Genomic DNA, 17,863 nt, shown 5'->3' with positions numbered 1-17,863 from the left:
GCGGGATGGGGAGGACCAGTGCGACTCGGGCTCAGCCTCGGATACCAGACGGCGTGGAGCACACCCGCCGACCACCTGGCTCTGGCCCAGGAGGCCGACCGGCTCGGCTACTCGGTGGTGTGGGCGGCGGAGGCGTACGGCTCCGACTCGCCGAGCATGCTGGCCTGGATCGCCGGGCAGACCGGGCGGATCGACGTGGGCAGCGCGGTGATGCAGATCCCGGCCCGCACCCCGGCGGCGACCGCGATGACCGCGGCGACCATCGACGCGCTCTCCGACGGCCGGTTCCGGCTCGGCCTCGGCGTCTCCGGCCCGCAGGTCTCCGAGGGGTGGCACGGCGTCCGGTTCGCCAAGCCCCTGGCCCGGACCAGGGAGTACGTCGACATCGTGCGGCTCGCGGTGACCCGCCAGGAGGTCGCCTACGACGGCGACCACTACACGCTGCCGCTGCCCGACGGCCCCGGCAAGGCGCTGCGGCTGGGTTTCCGGCCGCCCCGCGAGGACATCCCGATCTACCTGGCCGCGGTGGGCCCGAGGAACCTGGAGCTGGCCGGCGAGATCGCCGACGGCTGGCTGGCCGTCTTCTACGCCCCCGAGTACGCCGAGGACCAGCTCGCCGCCGTCCGCGCCGGTCGGGCGAAGGCCGGTAAGGAGCTGGCCGGGTTCGACGTCGTCCCGTCGGTGCCGGTGGTGGTCGGCGACGACGTCGCCGCCTGCGCCGAGCTGGTCCGCTGGTACGCCGCCCTGTACGTCGGCGGGATGGGCAGCCGGCAGCAGAACTTCTACAACCAGCTCGCCACCCGGATGGGCTACGGCGACGCGGCCCGTGAGGTGCAGGACCTCTACCTGGCCAAGCGGCAGCGGGACGCCGCCGCCGCGGTGCCGCTGGAGTTCGTCGACCGCACCTCGCTGCTCGGGCCGAAGGAGCGCATCGCCGAGCGGATGCGCGAGTACGCCGCCGCCGGCGTCACCACCCTGTCGGTGACCCTGTTCGTGGCCGACCGGGACAGCGGCGTGCAGACCCTGCGCACCTGCGCCGAGGCCCTCGACCTGGCCGGGGTGGGCGAGTGAGCTGGATCGAGGCGATCGTCCTCGGCATCGTCCAGGGCCTCACCGAGTTCCTTCCGGTCAGCTCGTCGGGTCACCTGCGGATCACCTCGGCGATCTTCTTCGACCAGGACGCGGGCGCGTCGTTCACCGCGGTCACCCAGCTCGGCACCGAGGCGGCCGTGCTGATCTACTTCGCCAAGGACATCTGGCGGATCACCCGTACCTGGCTGGTCGGCATCCGGGACAGGTCCGTGCGGTCCAGCCTCGACTACCGGATGGGCTGGTACGTGATCGTCGGCTCGATCCCGATCGGGTTGTTCGGCTTCCTGTTCAAGGACCAGATCCGTACCGCCGGCCGGAACCTCTGGCTGGTCGCCACCACGCTCATCGTGTTCGCGTTCGTGCTGGCCTTCGCCGAGTACTGGGGCCGGCAGACCCGTACCCTGGAGAACTTCCGGATGTCCGACGGCATCGTGATGGGCTTCGCCCAGGCGATGGCGCTGATCCCCGGGGTGTCCCGCTCGGGCGGCACGCTCACCGCCGGCCTGCTGCTCAACCTGACCCGGGAGACCGCGGCCCGGTACTCGTTCCTGTTGGCCATCCCGGCGGTGGTGATGTCCGGCATCTTCAGCGTCGGGGACGTCTTCGAGCCGGCCGCGCCGGGCACCTCGGTGCCGAGCCTGGCCCAGATGGTGGTGGCGACGGTGATCGCCTTCGCCGTCGGGTACGCGGCCATCGCCTGGCTGCTCCGCTACGTCGCCCACCACACCCTCTACGTCTTCGTCCTCTACCGGGTCGCGCTCGGCACCCTCGTGCTGGCGCTGCTGATGACGGGCGCCATCTCCGCCACCTGATCGCGCGCACGCCAGTGGGCCGGCACCCCGGACGGGGCGCCGGCCCACTGTGGCGTCACTTGCTCCAGTGCTCGGCGACCAGGTCGGCGGCCTGCTTCTCCCACTGCGCGTAGTGGTCGGGGTACGCCGACACCTGGACCTTCTGCGCGGCCTGGGTCAGCGGCATGTCCTTCCAGCCGTCGACCTGCTTGAGGCCCTTCAGGAAGGCGATCGTGGAGTACTCGGGGTCGGTGATCTGCTCGACCGTGCCCCAGCCGCTGGACGGGCGCTGCTGGAACAGGCCCTGCGAGTCGTGGTCGTTACGGTCACCCAGGTGACCCAGGTTCTCCAGCTTGGACTCCTGCAGGGCGGTGGCGATGGCGACCACGGCGGCCCGCTCGTCCATGCCGGCCTTCTTGGTGGCCTCGATGATGGCCTTGGCGTTGGCGGTCTGCTCGGCGTTCAGCGGGACCGTCGACTGCCCACCCGGCACGCCGTGCGGGGTCAGCACGTCGGGGCTCGGCTTCTGCGCCGTCACCGTCGTCGTGACCGGGGCGGCCTGCGCGGGGGCGTCCATGGCGGCGACCGGACCGGCCACCACGCCACCGGCGAGGGCCATACCCGCGACACCGAGAACCGTCTTACGCAGCAGCATCGTGTTCATGGGGGAACTCCCATCCGAGAAAGGGGGATCGTCGCGCCCCACGGGGGTGGGACACGGCGAGCGCCGTCGGCGCTCTCGCGGAAACGGGGTGGATCAGTTCGGGGGTGATCGGTCGGGAGCCGTGGCTCCACCGGCCGAACCATGTACAACGACCGCCGGGGGGCGGTCATTCCCGGGGACCCGCCGTCGGGGCAGGTCATCGGGCTGCTCGTGCGGTCGTACGGGGGGTGTAACCGGCCCCGGCCGGCCGCCATTCCCCGGCCGGGGCCGCCCGGCCGTCCGCCGAACCGGACACCGGCCCCGGACCGGCCGTCGGGTGACGCGGGCCGATCCGGCCGCCGGTACAACACCGACAAACCTCGCATAAGACGGTGCTGTCGCCCCGCCGGGTCGAACACCTGCGCCGCCCGCCGCCCGCCGGTGGCCCTAGGGTGGGCTGCGTGGCGACCCTTCTGCTTCTGCGACACGGCCGGACGACCGCGAACGCCGACGGTGGGCTGGCCGGTCGGCAACCGGTCGAACTGGACGAGACCGGTCAGACCCAGGCCCGCGCGGTGGGGGAGCGGCTACGCGTCCTGCCGTTGGCCGCCGTGGTGACCAGCCCGCTGATCCGCTGCCGGCAGACCCTGACGCTGGCCCTGTCGGACGCCACCCCGGTGGTCGAGGACGGGCTGATCGAGTGCGGCTACGGCGACTGGGAGGGCCAGCCGCTGAAGAAGCTCGCCAAGGACCCGCTCTGGCCGGTCGTGCAACAGCACCCGAGCGCGGTCGTCTTCCCGAACGGCGAGTCGATGGCCGGCATGGCGGCCCGGGCGGTGGCGGCGGTGCGCTCCTGGGACGCCCGGCTGACCGCCGAGCACGGCCCCGAGGCGGTCTGGGTGGCGTGCAGCCACGGCGACGTGATCAAGGCCATCGTGGCGGACGCGCTCGGCGTACACCTGGATCTCTTCCAGCGGATCGTCGCGGACCCGGCATCGGTCACCGCGATCCGCTACACGCCGACCCGGCCGTTCCTGCTCCGGCTCAACGACACCGGCGGCGACCTGACCGGCCTGGCGCCCCCGCCACGGAAGCGGCGACGGCGGGCCACCCGTACGGCCGACTCGGACGCCGCGGTGGGCGGCGGCGCGGGCGCCGGCCGGTGACGCCCGCCGGGCGGCGGGCGTCGGCCGTGGCGCCGGCGGCGTGCGGTCCCGGCGACGACAGCACGCGCGGTGGCGATTCTGGGTCGGTGGGGTGCGCGCCCGTCCCGGCGGCCGGATAGGGTCGTGGGTATGACCCACCAGGTGCACTCCTTCGAGCCGCCGGAGCGGTTCGTCGCTGGGACCGTGGGGCCGCCGGGGGAGCGGACGTTCTTCCTCCAGGCGCGCGGCGGTGGCCGGGTGGTCAGCGTCGCGCTGGAAAAGGTCCAGGTCTCCCTGCTCGCCGAAAAGCTGGAAGAGCTCCTCACCGAGGCGCAACGCCGGTTCGGCGTCGAGATGCCCGAGCTGCCGCCCGCCGGCGCCGCCGACAACGACCCGTTGGACACGCCCGTCGACGAGGAGTTCCGCGTCGGCACCCTGGGCCTCGCCTTCGACGTGGACACCGCCACCGTGGTGATCGAGGCGATCGCCGCCGGCGAGGCGGAAGCCGAGATCGAGCTGGACGACGACGACGCCGACGACGACGAGGCCGACGACGTGGAGGAGCCGGACGACGACCTGGACCGCCTCCGGGTCCGGCTGACCCCGCAGGAGACCCGCCGGTTCATCGAGCGGGCCCGACGCGTGGTCAACGCCGGCCGGCCGCCCTGCCCGCTCTGCGGGCAGCCGCTCGACCCGGCCGGTCACCTCTGCCCCCGGCACAACGGCTACCACCGGTGACCTTGTCGCGGCTGCGGCCGGGCGACGAGGAGAGCGCCGCCCTGCGACTGCTCCGCGAGGGTGAGCTCACCCTGGAGGGGCGGCTGGTCGAGGCCTCCAACACCACGCTGCGCGGCACCCTCACCCTGGACGACGTCGCCGTGCGCTGCGTCTACAAGCCGGTCCGCGGCGAGCGACCGCTGTGGGACTTCCCGGACGGCACGCTCGCCGGTCGTGAGGTCGCCGCGTACCTCGTCTCCCGGGCCAGCGGCTGGGACCTGGTCCCGCCGACGGTGCTGCGGGACGGTCCGTTCGGCCCCGGCTCCTGCCAGCTCTGGATCGACGAGCCGGCCGACGCCGAGCCGCTGGTCGGCTTCGTGCCGGCGGACGCGCTGCCGCCGCGCTGGTTCCCGGTGGCCGCCGCCCGCGACGACGACGGCGCCGCGTACGCGCTGGCGCACGCCGACGACCCGAGGCTGGCCCGGCTGGCGGTGCTGGACGCGGTGCTCAACAACGCCGACCGTAAGGGCGGGCACGTTCTCGTCGGCCCGGACGACCGGATCTACGGCGTGGACCACGGCGTCACCTTCCACGTGGAGGACAAACTCCGTACCGTGCTGTGGGGCTGGTCGGGTCGACCGCTCCCGACGGACGCCGTGCAGATGCTCGACCTGCTCGCCGGGCAGGCCGACGGCGCGCTCGGCGAGGAGCTGGCCGAACACCTGACCCTCGCCGAGATCCGTCGGCTGGCGGCCCGGGTCGCGGCGCTGCGCGACAACGGCCGGTTCCCGCCGCCGCCGCAGGACTGGCCGGCGGTGCCCTGGCCGCCCATCTGAGCGCGGGCCGACCGCGCCACGCCGCCCGACCGCCGCTGGTTAGGCTGGCGGGCATGGAGTCATGGACGGGCCACGAGGTGCCCCGGCTGCCCGGCCGGGGCGAGCCACTGACGTTGTTCGACTCGGCGCGGCAGGCGGCGCGCCGCAGCGAGCCCGAGGGCAGCGCCACCATGTACGTCTGCGGGATCACCCCGTACGACGCGACACACCTCGGGCACGCCGCCACCATGATCACGTTCGACCTGGTGCAGCGGATGTGGCGGGACACCGGCCGGTCGGTCGAGTACGTGCAGAACGTCACCGACATCGACGATCCGCTGCTGGAACGGGCCGAGCGCGACGGCGAGGACTGGAAGGTCCTGGCGATGCGGGAGACCGCCCTGTTCCGGGAGGACATGGAGGCGCTGCGGATCATCCCGCCGGCGCACTACGTGGGCGCGATCGAGTCCATCCCGGACATCGCCGAACGGGTGCAGGAGCTGCTCAAGGACGGCGCGGCGTACCGGCTGGACGACGGCACCGGCGACGTCTACTTCGACGTCTCCGCCGCGCCCCGCTTCGGGTACGAGTCCAACCTGTCCCGCGCGGAGATGCTGGAGATCTTCCCGGAGCGTGGCGGTGACCCGCAGCGGGCCGGCAAACGTGACCCGCTCGACCCGCTGCTGTGGCGGGGGGCCCGGCCCGACGAGCCGTCCTGGCCGGGCGGCGACCTGGGCGCGGGCCGCCCCGGCTGGCACATCGAGTGCGCGGTGATCGCGCTGAACCTGCTCGGCCCCCGGGTCGACGTGCAGGGCGGCGGAAACGACCTGATCTTCCCGCACCACGAGTGCAGCGCCGCGCACGCCGAACGCCTCACCGGCGAGACCCCGTTCGCCTCGCACTACGTGCACGCCGGCATGATCGGCCTGGACGGGGAGAAGATGTCGAAGTCCCGGGGGAACCTGGTCTTCGTGTCCCGGCTGCGGGCCGACCGGGTCGACTCGATGGCGGTACGCCTGGCCCTGCTCGACGGCCACTACCGCAGCGACCGGTCGTGGACCGACGAGCTGCTCGCCACCGCCGAGACCCGGCTGCGCCGGTGGCGGCGGGCGGTCGCCGCCCCGACCGGGCCGTCCGGCCAGGCGCTCCTCGCCGGGGTACGGCGCCGACTCGCCGACGACCTGGACAGCCCGGGCGCGTTGGCGCTCGTCGACGGGTGGGCCGAGGCGACCCTGGGCGGCTCGGGGGACGACCCGTCCGCGCCGGCGCTGGTCACCGACACGGTGGACGCCCTGCTCGGCATCCGGCTCTGACCGTCCCGCCCCGGCCCGGTCCCGAGTCGACGGTCAGCCGAGCACCAGCCCCGGGTCCGGGTCGGGCTCCGGGGCCGGCCCGGGGATCCGGTACTCCTCGGTGAGCGTGGTCATCGGCCCGGGCCAGGTCGCCTGGGCCACCTCGATCGGCCGGCGTGCCGCGTCGTAGGCGACGTGCAGCAGGTGCAGCACCGGGGTGTCCGGCCGGATCTGGAGGGTCTCGGCCTCCTCGCGGCTGGGCTGGCGGGCGCTGATCGTGTCGGTGGCGGTGACGTACCGCCGGCCGGTGGCCTCCTCCGCCTCCTGGTACAGCGGCCGACCGAACGCCTCGGCGCGTTCCAGCGGGGTGCCGGCGGTGTCGGCCGGCAGGAACCAGGAGGCGCCCACCTCGACGGGGGAGTCCTCGGTGCGGACCAGGTGCCGCCGGACGAGCAGCTCGGTGCCGTCCGGCACGCCGAACGCGTCGGCCACCTCCGGCGGGGCCGGGGACCGGCCCACCCCGATCAGGTGTTGCCGGTACCGGGCGGCCAGGTCGGTGTGGTAGCCACGGAAGCCGCCGTACCGGCCCCGGGAGAGCCGGTTGAGTCGCCGCCGGGTGCCGCGGACGTACGTGCCGGAGCCGGGTTTGGTGATCAGGATGCCCTCGACCCGGAGCTGGTCGACGGCGCGTTGCACGGTCTGCTTCGCCACCCCGAACATCTCCGCGATGGCCGGGATGGAGGGTAGCCGCTCGCCCGGCCCCCAGTCCCCGCGCCGCACCTGGGCCTTCAGTTGCGCGGCGATCTGCCGGTGCGGGAACTCGGCGGCTCCCGGGTTGATCTGCACGGCGTGTTCCTCCCCGCAGGGCTGCCGTCACGTCGACACCGCCGACGCCCGGCCCGACAGCTAGTCTCCTAGGATGTAGCAGCGGGGCGACCGCCGCCACCCCGCCCCGCCGACACCGCCTTTACCAGGAGCCGGCGGTCGGGCCGGCGGACCCGCCGCGACGGCGCAGATACTTCTCGAACTCCTGGGCGATCTCGTCCCCGGTCAACGGGGTGATCCCGGCGTCGCCGACGCGTTCCTCCAGCTCCCGCACGTACTCGCCGAGCTCGGCGTCCTGCTCGGCGGCGCTGCGGATCCGCTGCTCCCACTCGGCGGCCTCCTCGGCCAGGTCGGCCATCGGCACCGGCAGGTCGAGCACCTCCTCGACCCGGTGCAGCAGCGCGAGCGTCGCCTTCGGGCAGGGCGGGTTGTTGGCGTAGTGCGGCACGTGCACCCAGAACGAGACCGCGTCGACCTCGGCCCGCTCACAGGCGTCGTGCAGCACCCCCACGATCCCGGTCGGCCCGTCGTACCGGGTCGGGGTGAGCTGGTAACGCTGCGCGGCCTCGGCGTCCGACGCGCTGCCGGTGATCGGCAGCGGCCGGGTGTACGGCACGTCGGCCAGCAGCGCGCCGAGCAGCACCACCCGTTCGACCTCCAGGCTGTGGCAGATCTCCAGGACCTGCTCGCAGAAGGTGCGCCAGCGCATGCTCGGCTCGATGCCCCGGATCAGCACCACGTCCCGTTCGGTGCCCTCGGGGCTGGCCACCATGAAGCGGGTGGTGGGCCACTCGACCCGGCGGGTCGCGCCCTCGGCCATCGTGATGGTCGGCCGGCTGACCTGGAAGTCGTAGAAGTCCTCCGGGTCCAACTCGGCCACCTGGCGGGCCTGCCAGACCTGCTCCAGGTGCTCGACCGCCGCGGTGGACGCGTCCGCGGCGTCGTTCCAACCCTCGAAGGCGGCGATGGCCACCGGCGAGCGCAGCACCGGCAGCCCGTCGAACTCGGTCACGCCGTCACCTCACCCTGATCGTCCCGGCCGACGCCGGCGCCACGCCCGGTCGTGTCCCCGTCCCGGACCGTCGCGTCCCTGATGTCCCTCACGTCGCCAGCCTACGTGCCGACGCGGGATGCGGCCCGTCGGCCGCGCCGGTCCGCCCCGGCCCGCCCCGCCAAAAGTGAATGAAACGGGTGGAAGGCCCGCGCGGGCCGGACAGCCAGCAGCACATCGGAGCCGAACGACCCGCCACGAACCCGTCTGCGGGCACGGCTCAGAGGGTGACGCGGAGGGCTTCGGCGAGTCGGGTGATCTCGGGCGCGGGTCGGGGGCTGCGCCGGGCCAGGACGCGCAGAGCCCGGTGGGCGGCGCGGCGGTGCCGCACCTCGGCCGGCGCGGTGCGGTGGGCGAGCAGCAGGGCGTGCTCGGCTTCGGGCAGGTCGCCGAGGCGGACGCAGCGTCCGGCCACGTCGACCAGGTGGGCGGCCCGGTGTTCCACCGGCAGCTCGCGGAAGGCGGACGTGTCGATGGTCTCGCGGTGCAGAGTCAGGGCTTCGGCGTGGTCGCCCAGATCGAGCGCGGCGACGATCCGGGCCAGGTCGACCACGGTCGGGCCGAAGCTCACCCCGTACCGGGTGGGGGTGCCGCCGGCCAGCACGGCCGCCTGATCGGCCTGGTCGAGGAGCTCGTGGGCGCTGGACGCGTCCGTGCCTTCAACGTGGACACTGTCAACGTGCTCGGTTTACGTGTGAAGTGGCAACGTTGCAGGGTGCTACGTGCATACGGTCTGAGCGTGAGACTTGTGGCCCTCTCCGATATCGCCGACATGCTCGGTGGTGTGTCGCGTACGCGGGCCACGGAGATCACGAACCGCAAGACCTTCCCCGATCCCCTGGACACGGTGGCCAGCGGGAAGGTTCGAGTCTGGGACCGAGCGGCCGTGGAGGAATGGATCAGGACTTACCGGCCACACCAGGCCCAGGGCGCCGCGCCTGATGAGGAAAGCTGAGCCCTCGAAGTCCTGACCGTCCGGACCGTGATCATCTCTGTCGGAGAAGCAGAGCCCGTCGGCCGCCGCCGACTGCTCCCGTGGGAACTCCGCTGCCAGGGCGGCTCCCAGCCAGGGTTCCTCCGTCTGCGACCGGGCACGTGAGTGGTGTGCGACCAGGGCGGCGTTCGCTCGTCGAGACCCTCCCGTCGTAACCAACGGCCGCCGTCGAGTGAGTGGGAAAGCGCCCATGCTGCGTGCCGTCCGGTGCCGGCAGATGCCCGACAGGCCATCCGGGCTGCATGCGATTCGACGGGTGCCTGCGGGCGCGTCGACTGATGGTGCCGCCGGCCGGGCTCAGTACGGTGAGCGCTGTGACGTTGGCTGAGGACCTGGCCGCCGAAGGCGAGCCCGAACGGGAATTCGACCCGGACATCGCCGCGCGGATGCCCCGCAAGCGGGTGGCCGGCGGGGCGCTGATCCGTGATCACGTCGGGCGGGTGTTGTTCGTGGTGCCCGGCTACAAGCCCTACCTGGAGATTCCCGGCGGGGTGGCCGAGGCCGACGAGTCGCCGCTCTCCGCGTGCCGCCGGGAGATCCGGGAGGAGATCGGCCTGGATCTGCCCGTGACCCGGTTGCTGCTGGTCGACTGGGTTCCGGCGCACGGCGTCTGGTCCGACGGCGTGATGTTCGTCTTCGACGGCGGCCGACTCGACGAGCAGCAGGCCGCCGCTCTCCGACCGGTCGACCCCGAGCTCAAGGGCCTACGGTTCCTGACTTGCGACGACGCCGTGCCCTTCCTGCCGCCGTCCATGGCCCGCCGGGTGAGGTCCGCCCTCGACGCGCTGGACGAGGACCGACCCCACTACGCCGAGTTCGGACGAATCCGGTGAGCCGTTTCCATTCTGCTTCTGCGCCCTGGTCAGCTGATGCCGATCGCCCACATCAGCAGAGTGCCGATCATGCCGACGGGCAGCCCGAGCAGGACCCCCCACGCGAACGTCCTCCTCGCTCGTCTGTCCGCCGCCTCGTTCTGCGCTTCGAGCGTTCTGATGTTCGCTGACTGGTCGTCCAGCTGTTTCTGTATCTGTTCCAGAAAGGAGATGACCCTTTCCCAAGGCTCACGGTCGGTGGGCGCCAACCGGGAAGCGTTGTCCCTGATGGCCGACTGTAGCTTTCGGATCTCCTCGCCGGATTCGAAGCCTGGCCCGGTGAGGGTCGCGGTCACCGCCGCGATGGCGTCCATCATCCTCTGATGGGGGTCCAGGCCTTCGTGTCGGTCATCTGAGGTGCGGTCACCGTAGGTGTTCATCAGCAGGCGGCCTCCCAGCATCGACAACGCCACACAAGCGTCCCGAACGACCGCTACCGAGGGTCCCGGCTTCGTGCGACCGGGACCCTCCGGCCCGCCACCGGGCAGATCAGCGGGGCATGTGGCGCAGGAACACGTCGGTCACGCCGTTGGTGTCGCCGGGTACCAGGTTCGTGGCCGCCGACGCGAAGGCGACGTGGCTGCCGTCCCGGGTGACCACGCCGCTGTAGCTGCCGTCGTCGCCCTGCCCGCCGTCGGCGGCCAGGCTGGCCCGGACGGTCGTGCCGGCGCGCAGGTCCCGGACGAACACGTCGGCCACCCCGTTGCCGTCGGCCGGCACCAGGTCGGTGGCGTCGGAGGTGAAGACGACGTGCCGGCCGTCGGCGCTCACCATCGGGCCGTAGCTGCTGCCGCCGGTGGCCTGCCCGCCGTCGGCCGTCAGGCTGGCCCGGACGGTCGTGCCGGCGCGCAGGTCCCGCACGAACACGTCGGCCACCCCGTTGCTGTCGCCGGGGACCAGCGCCGCTTCGGAGGTGAACGCCACGTACCGGCCGTCCGCGCTGATCGACGGGGAGACGGTCAGCGCGTCCGCCTGCGCGCCGGTGGTGGACACGCTGACCCGCCGGAGGCTGCCGGTACGCAGGTCGCGGACGTACACGTCGGCGACTCCGTTGGTGTCGCCGGGGACCAGGGCCGCTTCGGAGGTGAACGCCACGTACCGGCCGTCGGCGCTGATCGTCGGCGCGTCGGACGGGGCGTCGGCGTTCGGGCCGCTGACCCGGACGGTGGCGCCGGCCCGCCGGTCCCGCAGGAAGACGTCGGCCACCCCGTTGGTGTCGCCCGGCACCAGGTTGGCGGCGTCGGAGACGAACGCCACGAACCGGGCGTCCGCGCTGATGGCCGGCGCGTAGCTGCGGGCGTCCGCCTGGGCGTCGCCGTCGGTCAGGGTGACCCGGCTGGTACGGCCGGTGCGGCGGTCGTGGACGAAACCGTCGGAGGCCCCGTTGGTGTCGTCGGGCGCCAGGTTGGTGGCGTCGGAGGTGAACGAGACGTACCTGCCGTCCGGGCTGAGGGACTGGCCGTGGCTGGAGCTGTCGCCGACGACTCCCGTGGTCGACCGGCTGACGCTGCTCGTGACGCCGGTCCGGCGGTCGCGGACCAGCACGTCCCAGGTGCCGTTGGTGTCGTCGGGCACCAGGTTCGGCGCGGCGGAGGTGAAGGCGACGTACCGGCCGTCGGCGCTCGCCGCGAACGGCTCGCTGCGGTACTCGGTGGCCTGGCCGCCCGCGCTGTCCAGGCTGATCCGGACGGTGGTCGGCGGCGCGGCGGCGGAGACGGCGGGCGTGCCTCCGACGGTAAGGCCGCCGAGCACGACAATGCCGGCAACGGCGGCGCTGATCGGACGGCGGGATCGTACGGTGCGGTGGGGCGTGGCGGATGCCCCGAATCGTGTCGTCATACCTGGTTGGTCTCGGGGCGGCGGACGATTGTTCGCCCGTGTCCGGCACCCGATACCGCATCTGATGCTCCCACTTGCCGTCCTGGCCGGTGGCCGTCGCCTGACCCCACCGGTCACCGTCGTCCGGCCCCACCGGTCACCGTGGACGGTCGCTCCCGCGCAGGTGCTCGACGTAGGTCATCACGACGGTCACCGCGACCGGCACGGCCAGCGCCCACCAGGCGCCGTTGACGATGCCGAGCACCACGGCTACCGGCAGGCCGAGCGTCAACGTCAGGAAGACGGCCTGCGCGATCGGCGGGAAGTCGTCGTCGGCGCCGGGCCGGGCCGGGGTGACCGGGGGCAGTTCCGGGTGGGGCAGGGGCAGGTCGGCGAAGAGCCGGAGCAGCTCCGCCCGGGTGCCGGCCCGCTCGCATTCGGTCACCCGGCGCGCGAGCTCCGCGTCGTCCAGCCGGTCCTCGTCGTGGTGCTCCTCGAGCGCCTCCTTCGCCGCCCGGCGTTCGGGCGTGCCGATACGGATCCCGGGCGGCTCGACCAGGTCCGGCCGGCGGTCGTCGGCTGTGCTCACGGCAGCAGGGTAGTCAGGGGCCGGGCACGGCGCGTACCGCATTGTTCGGCCCGCCCCGGTCGCCCAGCGGATCAGCTGATCCGCCGCGCCCTCCGCTGGCGGGGTGAGCGCATCATCGATCAGGGTGGGGGGTACTGCTGTCCCAGCGCCGACGCCGGGGAGGGCACCGTGACGCGTGGTACCGCAGGGTGGGTCGGCGGGTTGGTGACGGCGATGGTCGTCGCCGGGGCCTGCGCGGTCGGCCCGGTCACCGACGACGGGGGCCCCGGCCCGCAGGAGCCGGGCCCGGGCGTGACCTCGCAGGACGAGACCACCAGGGCGGACCGGTCGACAAACGTCGAGGACTTCAAGAAGGACATCAACGACGCCGTCCGCTCGGCCGAGACGTACTGGTCGGCGCAGTTCCGTGCCTCCGGGGAGCGGTTCCAGCCGGTCCGGCGGATCATCCCGTACGCCCGGGAGGGCGAGGTAGCCTGCGGCGGGCAGCCGTTGCCCCGTGACAACGCCGTCTACTGCTCGGCGGGGGACTTCATCGCGTACGACGTGAACTGGGCGGTGGCGGCGTTCCGGCAGATCGGCGACGCGTTCCTGTACTACCTGCTCGGCCACGAGTACGCCCACGGCGTCCAGATTCGACTGGGCATCCGCTACAGCTACACCATCGAGCAGGAGTTGCAGGCCGACTGCATGGCCGGGGCGTACCTGGGCGGGTCGGTCCAGGCGGGGGTCCTGGAGCTGGAGGACGGCGACCTGGAGGAGTTCCGGGAGGGGCTGCTCGCGGTCGGCGACGACCCGGGTCAGCCGTGGTTCGCCGAGGGCGCGCACGGCACCGCCGAGCAGCGTACCCAGGCGTTCTTCACCGGGTACGAGAAGACGCTGTCCGCCTGCGACCTGGGCTGACCGGGGTTGACGCAGGTCTCGTCGGCGGGGTGCGGGGTCGGCGGCGACCGGCGGGGCTGGGAGGATCGCCGGGACCGCGTCGCACCCCGGGAGGCACCGCTGAACCGCCACCACCCCGCCGCCGTGCTCTTCGACATGGACGGCACCCTCGTCGACAGCGAGAAGCTGTGGGACGTCGCCCTGTACGAGTTGGCCGCCGAGTACGGCGGCACGCTCTCCGTGTCGACCCGTCGCGCCATGGTGGGCAGCAGCATGGCAGCCTCGATGCGTCTCCTCCACGACGACCTGGGCCAGCCGTGGCGGGACCCGGTGGCCAGCGCGGCCTGGATCGACAACCGGATCGTGGAGCTGTTCCGCACCGGCCTGCGGTGGCGGCCCGGCGCGCTGGCGCTGCTCGGGGCGGTCCGGGCGGCGGGGGTGCCGACGGCGCTGGTCACCTCCAGCGGCCGGCGGCTGGTCGAGGTGGCGATGGACACCCTCGGGCGGGACAACTTCGACGTGGTGGTCTGCGGGGACGAGGTGACGGCGACGAAGCCGCACCCGGAGCCGTACCTGACCGCCGCCCGACTGCTGGACGTGCCGATCGGCCGGTGCGTGGCGGTGGAGGACTCGCCGGCCGGGGTGGCCAGCGCGCTCACCGCCGGGGCGGCGGTGCTGGCGGTGCCGGCCGAGGTGCCGCTGGACGACGTGGCCGGGGCGCACCTGCGGGACACCCTGGACGGGGTCGACCTGACCGTCCTGGCCGCCCTGCTCAACCCGCCGCCGCCCGCGCCGCCCGCCGGGTGAGAGCAGGGGACCCCGGGCCCGCCGTCAGGCGTCACCCGGGGTCCCCGCCCGCGCGTCTCAGTCGTGGGCGATGGCCCCGAGGACGTTGATCCGGGCGGCGCGGATCGCCGGCACGGCCGCGGCGATCACCCCGATCAGGGCGGCCAGGACGAGGAAGACACCCATCTGCGACCAGGGCAGGACCAGGTCGGTGATGCCCTCGTCCCGCAGCGCCTCCACCACGGCCGCGCCGAGGGCGGTGCCGACCACGATGCCGAGCAGCGCGCCGAACACCGAGATCACCACCGCCTCGACGGTGATCATCCGCATGGTCTGCGCCCGCCGCAGACCGATCGCCCGCAGCAGACCCAGCTCCCGGGTGCGTTCCAGCACCGACAGCGCGAGGGTGTTCACGATCCCCAGCACGGCGATCACGATGGCCAGCGCCAACAGGATCTGGATCATCGTGAGGATCTGGTCGAAGCCGCTGGTCTGCTGCTCGACGTAGGCGGCCCGGTCGACGACCGTCACCTCCGGGCTGTCGGCGACCAGCGTGTCCAGCTCGGCCTGCACCCGGTCCTGGTCCGTGCCGTCGGCGAGCTGCACCAACGCCAGGTACGCCTGCGGCACGGTGAAGTCGGCCGCGCTCTGCCGGGGCAGCAGGTACGAGCCGGGCAGCTCGTCCTCGGGGACGATCGCGGCCACCGTGTACGTGTGCGTCGCGCCGCGGGCGTACCGGATCGTGAGGGTGTCCCCGACCGACTTGCCGCGGTTCTCCGCCACCGGCTCGCTCAACGCGATCTGGTCGGGCCGCAGCGTGCCCAGGCTGCCGGCGACGGCCCGCGCGCCGTAGATCCGCTGCACGGCGGCCAGGTCGGTGGCCGCGTTGACGTACCGGCGTTCCCCGTCGACCTCGGCGAAGTCGTTGAACAGGCCGAGCGCGGCGGTGACCCCGGGCAGGGCGGCGGCCCGGTCCACCACCGCCGGGTCGAACGTCGGCTGGCGGGGGCCGGTCTGCGCGCCGGAGATCGCCAGCTCGGCGTCGAGGCTGTCCTCGACCTGCCCGGCGATGCTGGACTTCGCCGAGTCCAGGATCACCGTCACCCCGGTGACCAGCGCGATGCCGACCATCAGCGCGGCGGCGGTGATCGCGGTGCGGCGCGGGTTGCGGCCGGAGTTGAGCCGACCCAGCTTGCCCGGCACCGACCAGGCGAACACCGCGCCGAGCAACGACACCACCGGTCGGCTGATCAGCGGGGTGAGCAGCGCCACCCCGACGAAGGCGAACAGCACCCCGCCGAGGATGGTGGGGAGGGTGTTGCCGCGGGCGTTGCCGGTGAGGCCGAGCGTCAGCAGCCCCACGCCGAGCGCGGTGACGATCCCGCCGGCCACGGTGACCCGGGTCAGCGGCCGGTCCGGGGTGGCGACGTCCTGCATGGCGGCGATCGGGGGGATCCGGGCCGCCCGCAGCGCCGGCAGCAGCGCCGCCACCAGCGTGATCAGCATGCCGACGGCGAACGCGCTGACCACCGCCGACGGGGGCACCGCGATGCCGGCCAGCGCCAGGTCACCGCCGAGCTGCCCGAACAGGTACGCCAGCAGCGCGCCGACGCCCACCCCGGCGGCCAGGCCCAGCAGCGAGGCGAGCAGCCCCACCGCGAGCGCCTCCAGCACCACCGAGCCGATGATCTGCCGGCCGCTGGCCCCGATCGCCCGCATCAGGGCCAGCTCGCGGGTCCGCTGCGCCACGATGATCGAGAACGTGTTGAGGATGAGGAACGTGCCGACGAGCAGCGCCACCCCGGCGAAGCCGAGCAGGATCCGGTTGAAGAAGGACAACCCCTCCTTCAACCCGGCCGCCGCGCTGTCGGACAACTGCCGGCCGGTCTGCACGTCGTACCCGTCGCCGACGACGGCGGCGACGTCGTCGCGCAGCGTCTCGGCGCGTACGCCGTCGGCGGCGTCGACGGTCACGCTGCTGAACGTGCCCGGCCGGCCGAGCATCAGCTCCTGCGCGGCCGGCGTGGTGAAGGCGATGTTCTGCGCGCCGCCGATGCTGTCCCGGTCGCCGCTGAACCCGAACACGCCGACGACGGTGAACTCCCGCTTCGGGGCGAGGGTGAGCACGCCCACCCGGTCGCCGAGGCCGACCTTCGCCGCCTCGGCCAGCCCGGCGTTGATCGCGATCTCGTCGGCGGCCTGCGGTCCGCGTCCCTCGCGGAGCTGGATCAGGTCGTCCTCGCCGAGCCAGTTCTGGCCGAACTGCGGCGCGCCGAGGGTGCCGACGACCTTGCCGTTGCCGCCGATCAGGCGGGCCCCGTCGGCGTTGACGACGCCGGTGGCCCGGGCCACCCCGGGCACCTGCGCGACCTGGTCGACGACGCCGGCCGGCAGCGGCGCGGCGACCGGCGGGCCGCCCTGACCGGCGCCCTCGATCGCCGGCTTGGCGGCGACGTTGACGTCGATGCCCTCGAACGCGTCGGCGAAGATCGCGTCGAACGAGCGGCCGAGCGTGTCGGTGAGCACGAACGAGCCGGAGACGAACATCACCCCGAGCACCACCGCCAGGCCGGAGAGGACGAGCCGGACCTTACGGGCCAGCAGACTCTTCAGCGTCGCCCGGACCATCAGCGGATCACCTCGGGGGCGTCCAGCTTCTTCATGGTGTCCAGCACCGTCTCGGCGGTCGGCTCGACCAGCTCGGAGACGATCTGCCCGTCGGCGAGGAACACCACCCGGTCGGCGTACGCGGCGGCCGTCGGGTCGTGGGTGACCATCACGATGGTCTGCCCGTGCTCGCGTACCGAGTCACGCAGGAACCGGAGCACCTCCGCGCCGGAGCGGGAGTCCAGGTTGCCGGTCGGCTCGTCGGCGAAGATCACCTCGGGGCGGGAGACCAGCGCCCGGGCGCAGGCCACCCGCTGCTGCTGGCCGCCGGAGAGCTGGGCCGGCCGGTGGTCCAGCCGGTCCCGCAGCCCGACCGTGTCGATGACCGTGTCGTACCAGGCCGGGTCCGGCTTGCGGCCGGCGATCGACAACGGCAGCAGGATGTTCTCCTTGGCGGTCAGGGTCGGCAGCAGGTTGAACTGCTGGAAGATGAACCCGACCTGGTCCCGGCGCAGCTTCGTCAGCCCGGCGTCCTTCAGCCCGGTCACCTGCGTGTCGCCGATCGCCACCGTGCCCCGGGTGACCGAGTCCAATCCGGCCAGGCAGTGCATCAACGTCGACTTGCCCGAGCCGGACGGGCCCATGATCGCGGTGAAGCGTCCGCGTTCGAACTCCACACTGACTCCGCGCAGCGCGAGCACCTGGGCCTCGCCGCTGCCGTACACCTTCCACACGTCGCTGGCGCGTGCCGCGACCGGCGCCTGACGGTCCACCGCAGTGGTCACCGTTCCCCCTCGACTAGGTTCCTGCTCCGCGCCGCCCCCGCTGGCCGGCGCGGCCTGTGCTCATCCTCGGTGCCACGTCGGGTCGGTCCGTCCGCCCGAAGGTGGAACGAGGACGGATCTTTCGCTGCGGGAGGATCCCCGACCCGTACTCAGGGTCACCCC

At 73.1% G+C, this 17,863-nt stretch carries 19 protein-coding genes; 10 read left to right on the top strand and 9 right to left on the bottom strand.

Features of this window, described 5'->3' with window-relative positions:
* Window positions 1–18 precede the first annotated feature (18 nt).
* Window positions 19–1,071 (top strand): LLM class F420-dependent oxidoreductase, encoded by a 1,053-nt coding sequence (locus O7606_RS07070; protein ID WP_281598263.1) that lies wholly within the window; start codon window positions 19–21, stop codon window positions 1,069–1,071.
* The gene (locus O7606_RS07065; protein ID WP_281598262.1) at window positions 1,068–1,904 is read left to right on the top strand and encodes an undecaprenyl-diphosphate phosphatase; all 837 of its coding nucleotides are present in this window, start codon (window positions 1,068–1,070) and stop codon (window positions 1,902–1,904) included. The genes O7606_RS07070 and O7606_RS07065 overlap by 4 nt, the downstream gene beginning before the upstream one ends.
* A 55-nt stretch (window positions 1,905–1,959) precedes the next feature.
* Here O7606_RS07065 and O7606_RS07060 read toward each other — a convergent pair whose 3' ends face one another.
* A complete protein-coding gene (locus O7606_RS07060; RefSeq protein ID WP_281598261.1) occupies window positions 1,960–2,547 on the bottom strand; it encodes a hypothetical protein in 588 nt (195 codons plus the stop codon).
* 431 nt (window positions 2,548–2,978) lie between these two features.
* On the opposite strand from O7606_RS07060, the gene O7606_RS07055 reads away from it, so the two are divergent.
* From O7606_RS07055 to mshC, 4 genes are all read left to right on the top strand, one after another.
* Window positions 2,979–3,692 carry an MSMEG_4193 family putative phosphomutase gene (locus O7606_RS07055; RefSeq protein ID WP_281599531.1) on the top strand — a complete coding sequence of 238 codons (714 nt, stop codon included), beginning with the start codon at window positions 2,979–2,981 and terminating at the stop codon, window positions 3,690–3,692.
* A 129-nt stretch (window positions 3,693–3,821) separates the two neighbouring features.
* On the top strand, window positions 3,822–4,409 hold the full coding sequence (locus O7606_RS07050) for a DUF3090 domain-containing protein (protein WP_281598260.1): 588 nt from the start codon (window positions 3,822–3,824) through the stop codon (window positions 4,407–4,409).
* Window positions 4,406–5,224, top strand: coding sequence for an SCO1664 family protein (locus tag O7606_RS07045; RefSeq protein WP_281598259.1), 819 nt, complete (start codon window positions 4,406–4,408; stop codon window positions 5,222–5,224). Before O7606_RS07050 ends, O7606_RS07045 begins: the two co-directional genes overlap by 4 nt.
* Before the next feature lie 53 nt (window positions 5,225–5,277).
* A complete protein-coding gene (gene mshC, locus O7606_RS07040; RefSeq protein ID WP_281598258.1) occupies window positions 5,278–6,516 on the top strand; it encodes a cysteine--1-D-myo-inosityl 2-amino-2-deoxy-alpha-D-glucopyranoside ligase in 1,239 nt (412 codons plus the stop codon).
* A gap of 33 nt (window positions 6,517–6,549) precedes the next feature.
* Here mshC and O7606_RS07035 read toward each other — a convergent pair whose 3' ends face one another.
* From O7606_RS07035 to O7606_RS07025, 3 genes are all read right to left on the bottom strand, one after another.
* Complete coding sequence (locus O7606_RS07035) at window positions 6,550–7,341, bottom strand: GntR family transcriptional regulator (RefSeq protein WP_281598257.1); 792 nt, start codon at window positions 7,339–7,341, stop codon at window positions 6,550–6,552.
* Between the two features lie 121 nt (window positions 7,342–7,462).
* Window positions 7,463–8,332: a PAC2 family protein gene (locus O7606_RS07030; protein ID WP_281598256.1), complete on the bottom strand. Its 870-nt coding sequence runs from the start codon at window positions 8,330–8,332 to the stop codon at window positions 7,463–7,465.
* 259 nt (window positions 8,333–8,591) lie between these two features.
* The gene (locus tag O7606_RS07025) at window positions 8,592–8,975 is read right to left on the bottom strand and encodes a hypothetical protein (RefSeq protein WP_281598255.1); all 384 of its coding nucleotides are present in this window, start codon (window positions 8,973–8,975) and stop codon (window positions 8,592–8,594) included.
* A 135-nt stretch (window positions 8,976–9,110) separates the two neighbouring features.
* Here O7606_RS07025 and O7606_RS07020 point away from each other — a divergent pair, with 135 nt between their 5' ends.
* Both O7606_RS07020 and O7606_RS07015 read left to right on the top strand, forming a co-directional pair.
* Window positions 9,111–9,326, top strand: coding sequence for a hypothetical protein (locus tag O7606_RS07020; RefSeq protein ID WP_281598254.1), 216 nt, complete (start codon window positions 9,111–9,113; stop codon window positions 9,324–9,326).
* Between the two features lie 353 nt (window positions 9,327–9,679).
* Complete coding sequence (locus O7606_RS07015) at window positions 9,680–10,198, top strand: NUDIX hydrolase (protein WP_281598253.1); 519 nt, start codon at window positions 9,680–9,682, stop codon at window positions 10,196–10,198.
* 29 nt (window positions 10,199–10,227) lie between these two features.
* On the opposite strand, the gene O7606_RS07010 is transcribed toward O7606_RS07015, so the two are convergent.
* The 3 genes from O7606_RS07010 to O7606_RS07000 form a co-directional block, all read right to left on the bottom strand.
* Window positions 10,228–10,617, bottom strand: coding sequence for a hypothetical protein (locus tag O7606_RS07010; protein WP_281598252.1), 390 nt, complete (start codon window positions 10,615–10,617; stop codon window positions 10,228–10,230).
* Window positions 10,618–10,726: 109 nt separating this feature from the next.
* The gene (locus O7606_RS07005) at window positions 10,727–11,989 is read right to left on the bottom strand and encodes a hypothetical protein (RefSeq protein WP_281598251.1); all 1,263 of its coding nucleotides are present in this window, start codon (window positions 11,987–11,989) and stop codon (window positions 10,727–10,729) included.
* 223 nt (window positions 11,990–12,212) lie between these two features.
* On the bottom strand, window positions 12,213–12,644 hold the full coding sequence (locus O7606_RS07000) for a DUF1707 domain-containing protein (RefSeq protein ID WP_281598250.1): 432 nt from the start codon (window positions 12,642–12,644) through the stop codon (window positions 12,213–12,215).
* On the opposite strand from O7606_RS07000, the gene O7606_RS06995 reads away from it, so the two are divergent.
* Together O7606_RS06995 and O7606_RS06990 are read left to right on the top strand one after the other, a co-directional pair.
* The gene (locus O7606_RS06995; protein WP_281598249.1) at window positions 12,540–13,544 is read left to right on the top strand and encodes a neutral zinc metallopeptidase; all 1,005 of its coding nucleotides are present in this window, start codon (window positions 12,540–12,542) and stop codon (window positions 13,542–13,544) included. The two genes, O7606_RS07000 and O7606_RS06995, sit on opposite strands and share 105 nt — an antisense overlap.
* Window positions 13,545–13,667: 123 nt before the next feature.
* Complete coding sequence (locus tag O7606_RS06990) at window positions 13,668–14,330, top strand: HAD family phosphatase (protein WP_281598248.1); 663 nt, start codon at window positions 13,668–13,670, stop codon at window positions 14,328–14,330.
* 57 nt (window positions 14,331–14,387) lie between these two features.
* On the opposite strand, the gene O7606_RS06985 is transcribed toward O7606_RS06990, so the two are convergent.
* Together O7606_RS06985 and O7606_RS06980 are read right to left on the bottom strand one after the other, a co-directional pair.
* Entirely contained in the window at window positions 14,388–16,937 is a 2,550-nt protein-coding gene (locus tag O7606_RS06985) for an FtsX-like permease family protein (RefSeq protein ID WP_281598247.1), read from the bottom strand.
* Entirely contained in the window at window positions 16,937–17,701 is a 765-nt protein-coding gene (locus O7606_RS06980; RefSeq protein ID WP_281598246.1) for an ABC transporter ATP-binding protein, read from the bottom strand. Before O7606_RS06980 ends, O7606_RS06985 begins: the two co-directional genes overlap by 1 nt.
* Between the last annotated feature and the right edge of the window lie 162 nt (window positions 17,702–17,863).

The sequence above is a fragment of the Micromonospora sp. WMMD882 genome, assembly GCF_027497255.1.
Lineage (GTDB): Bacteria > Actinomycetota > Actinomycetes > Mycobacteriales > Micromonosporaceae > Micromonospora.
This window is presented reverse-complemented; position numbering and strand designations above follow the sequence as displayed.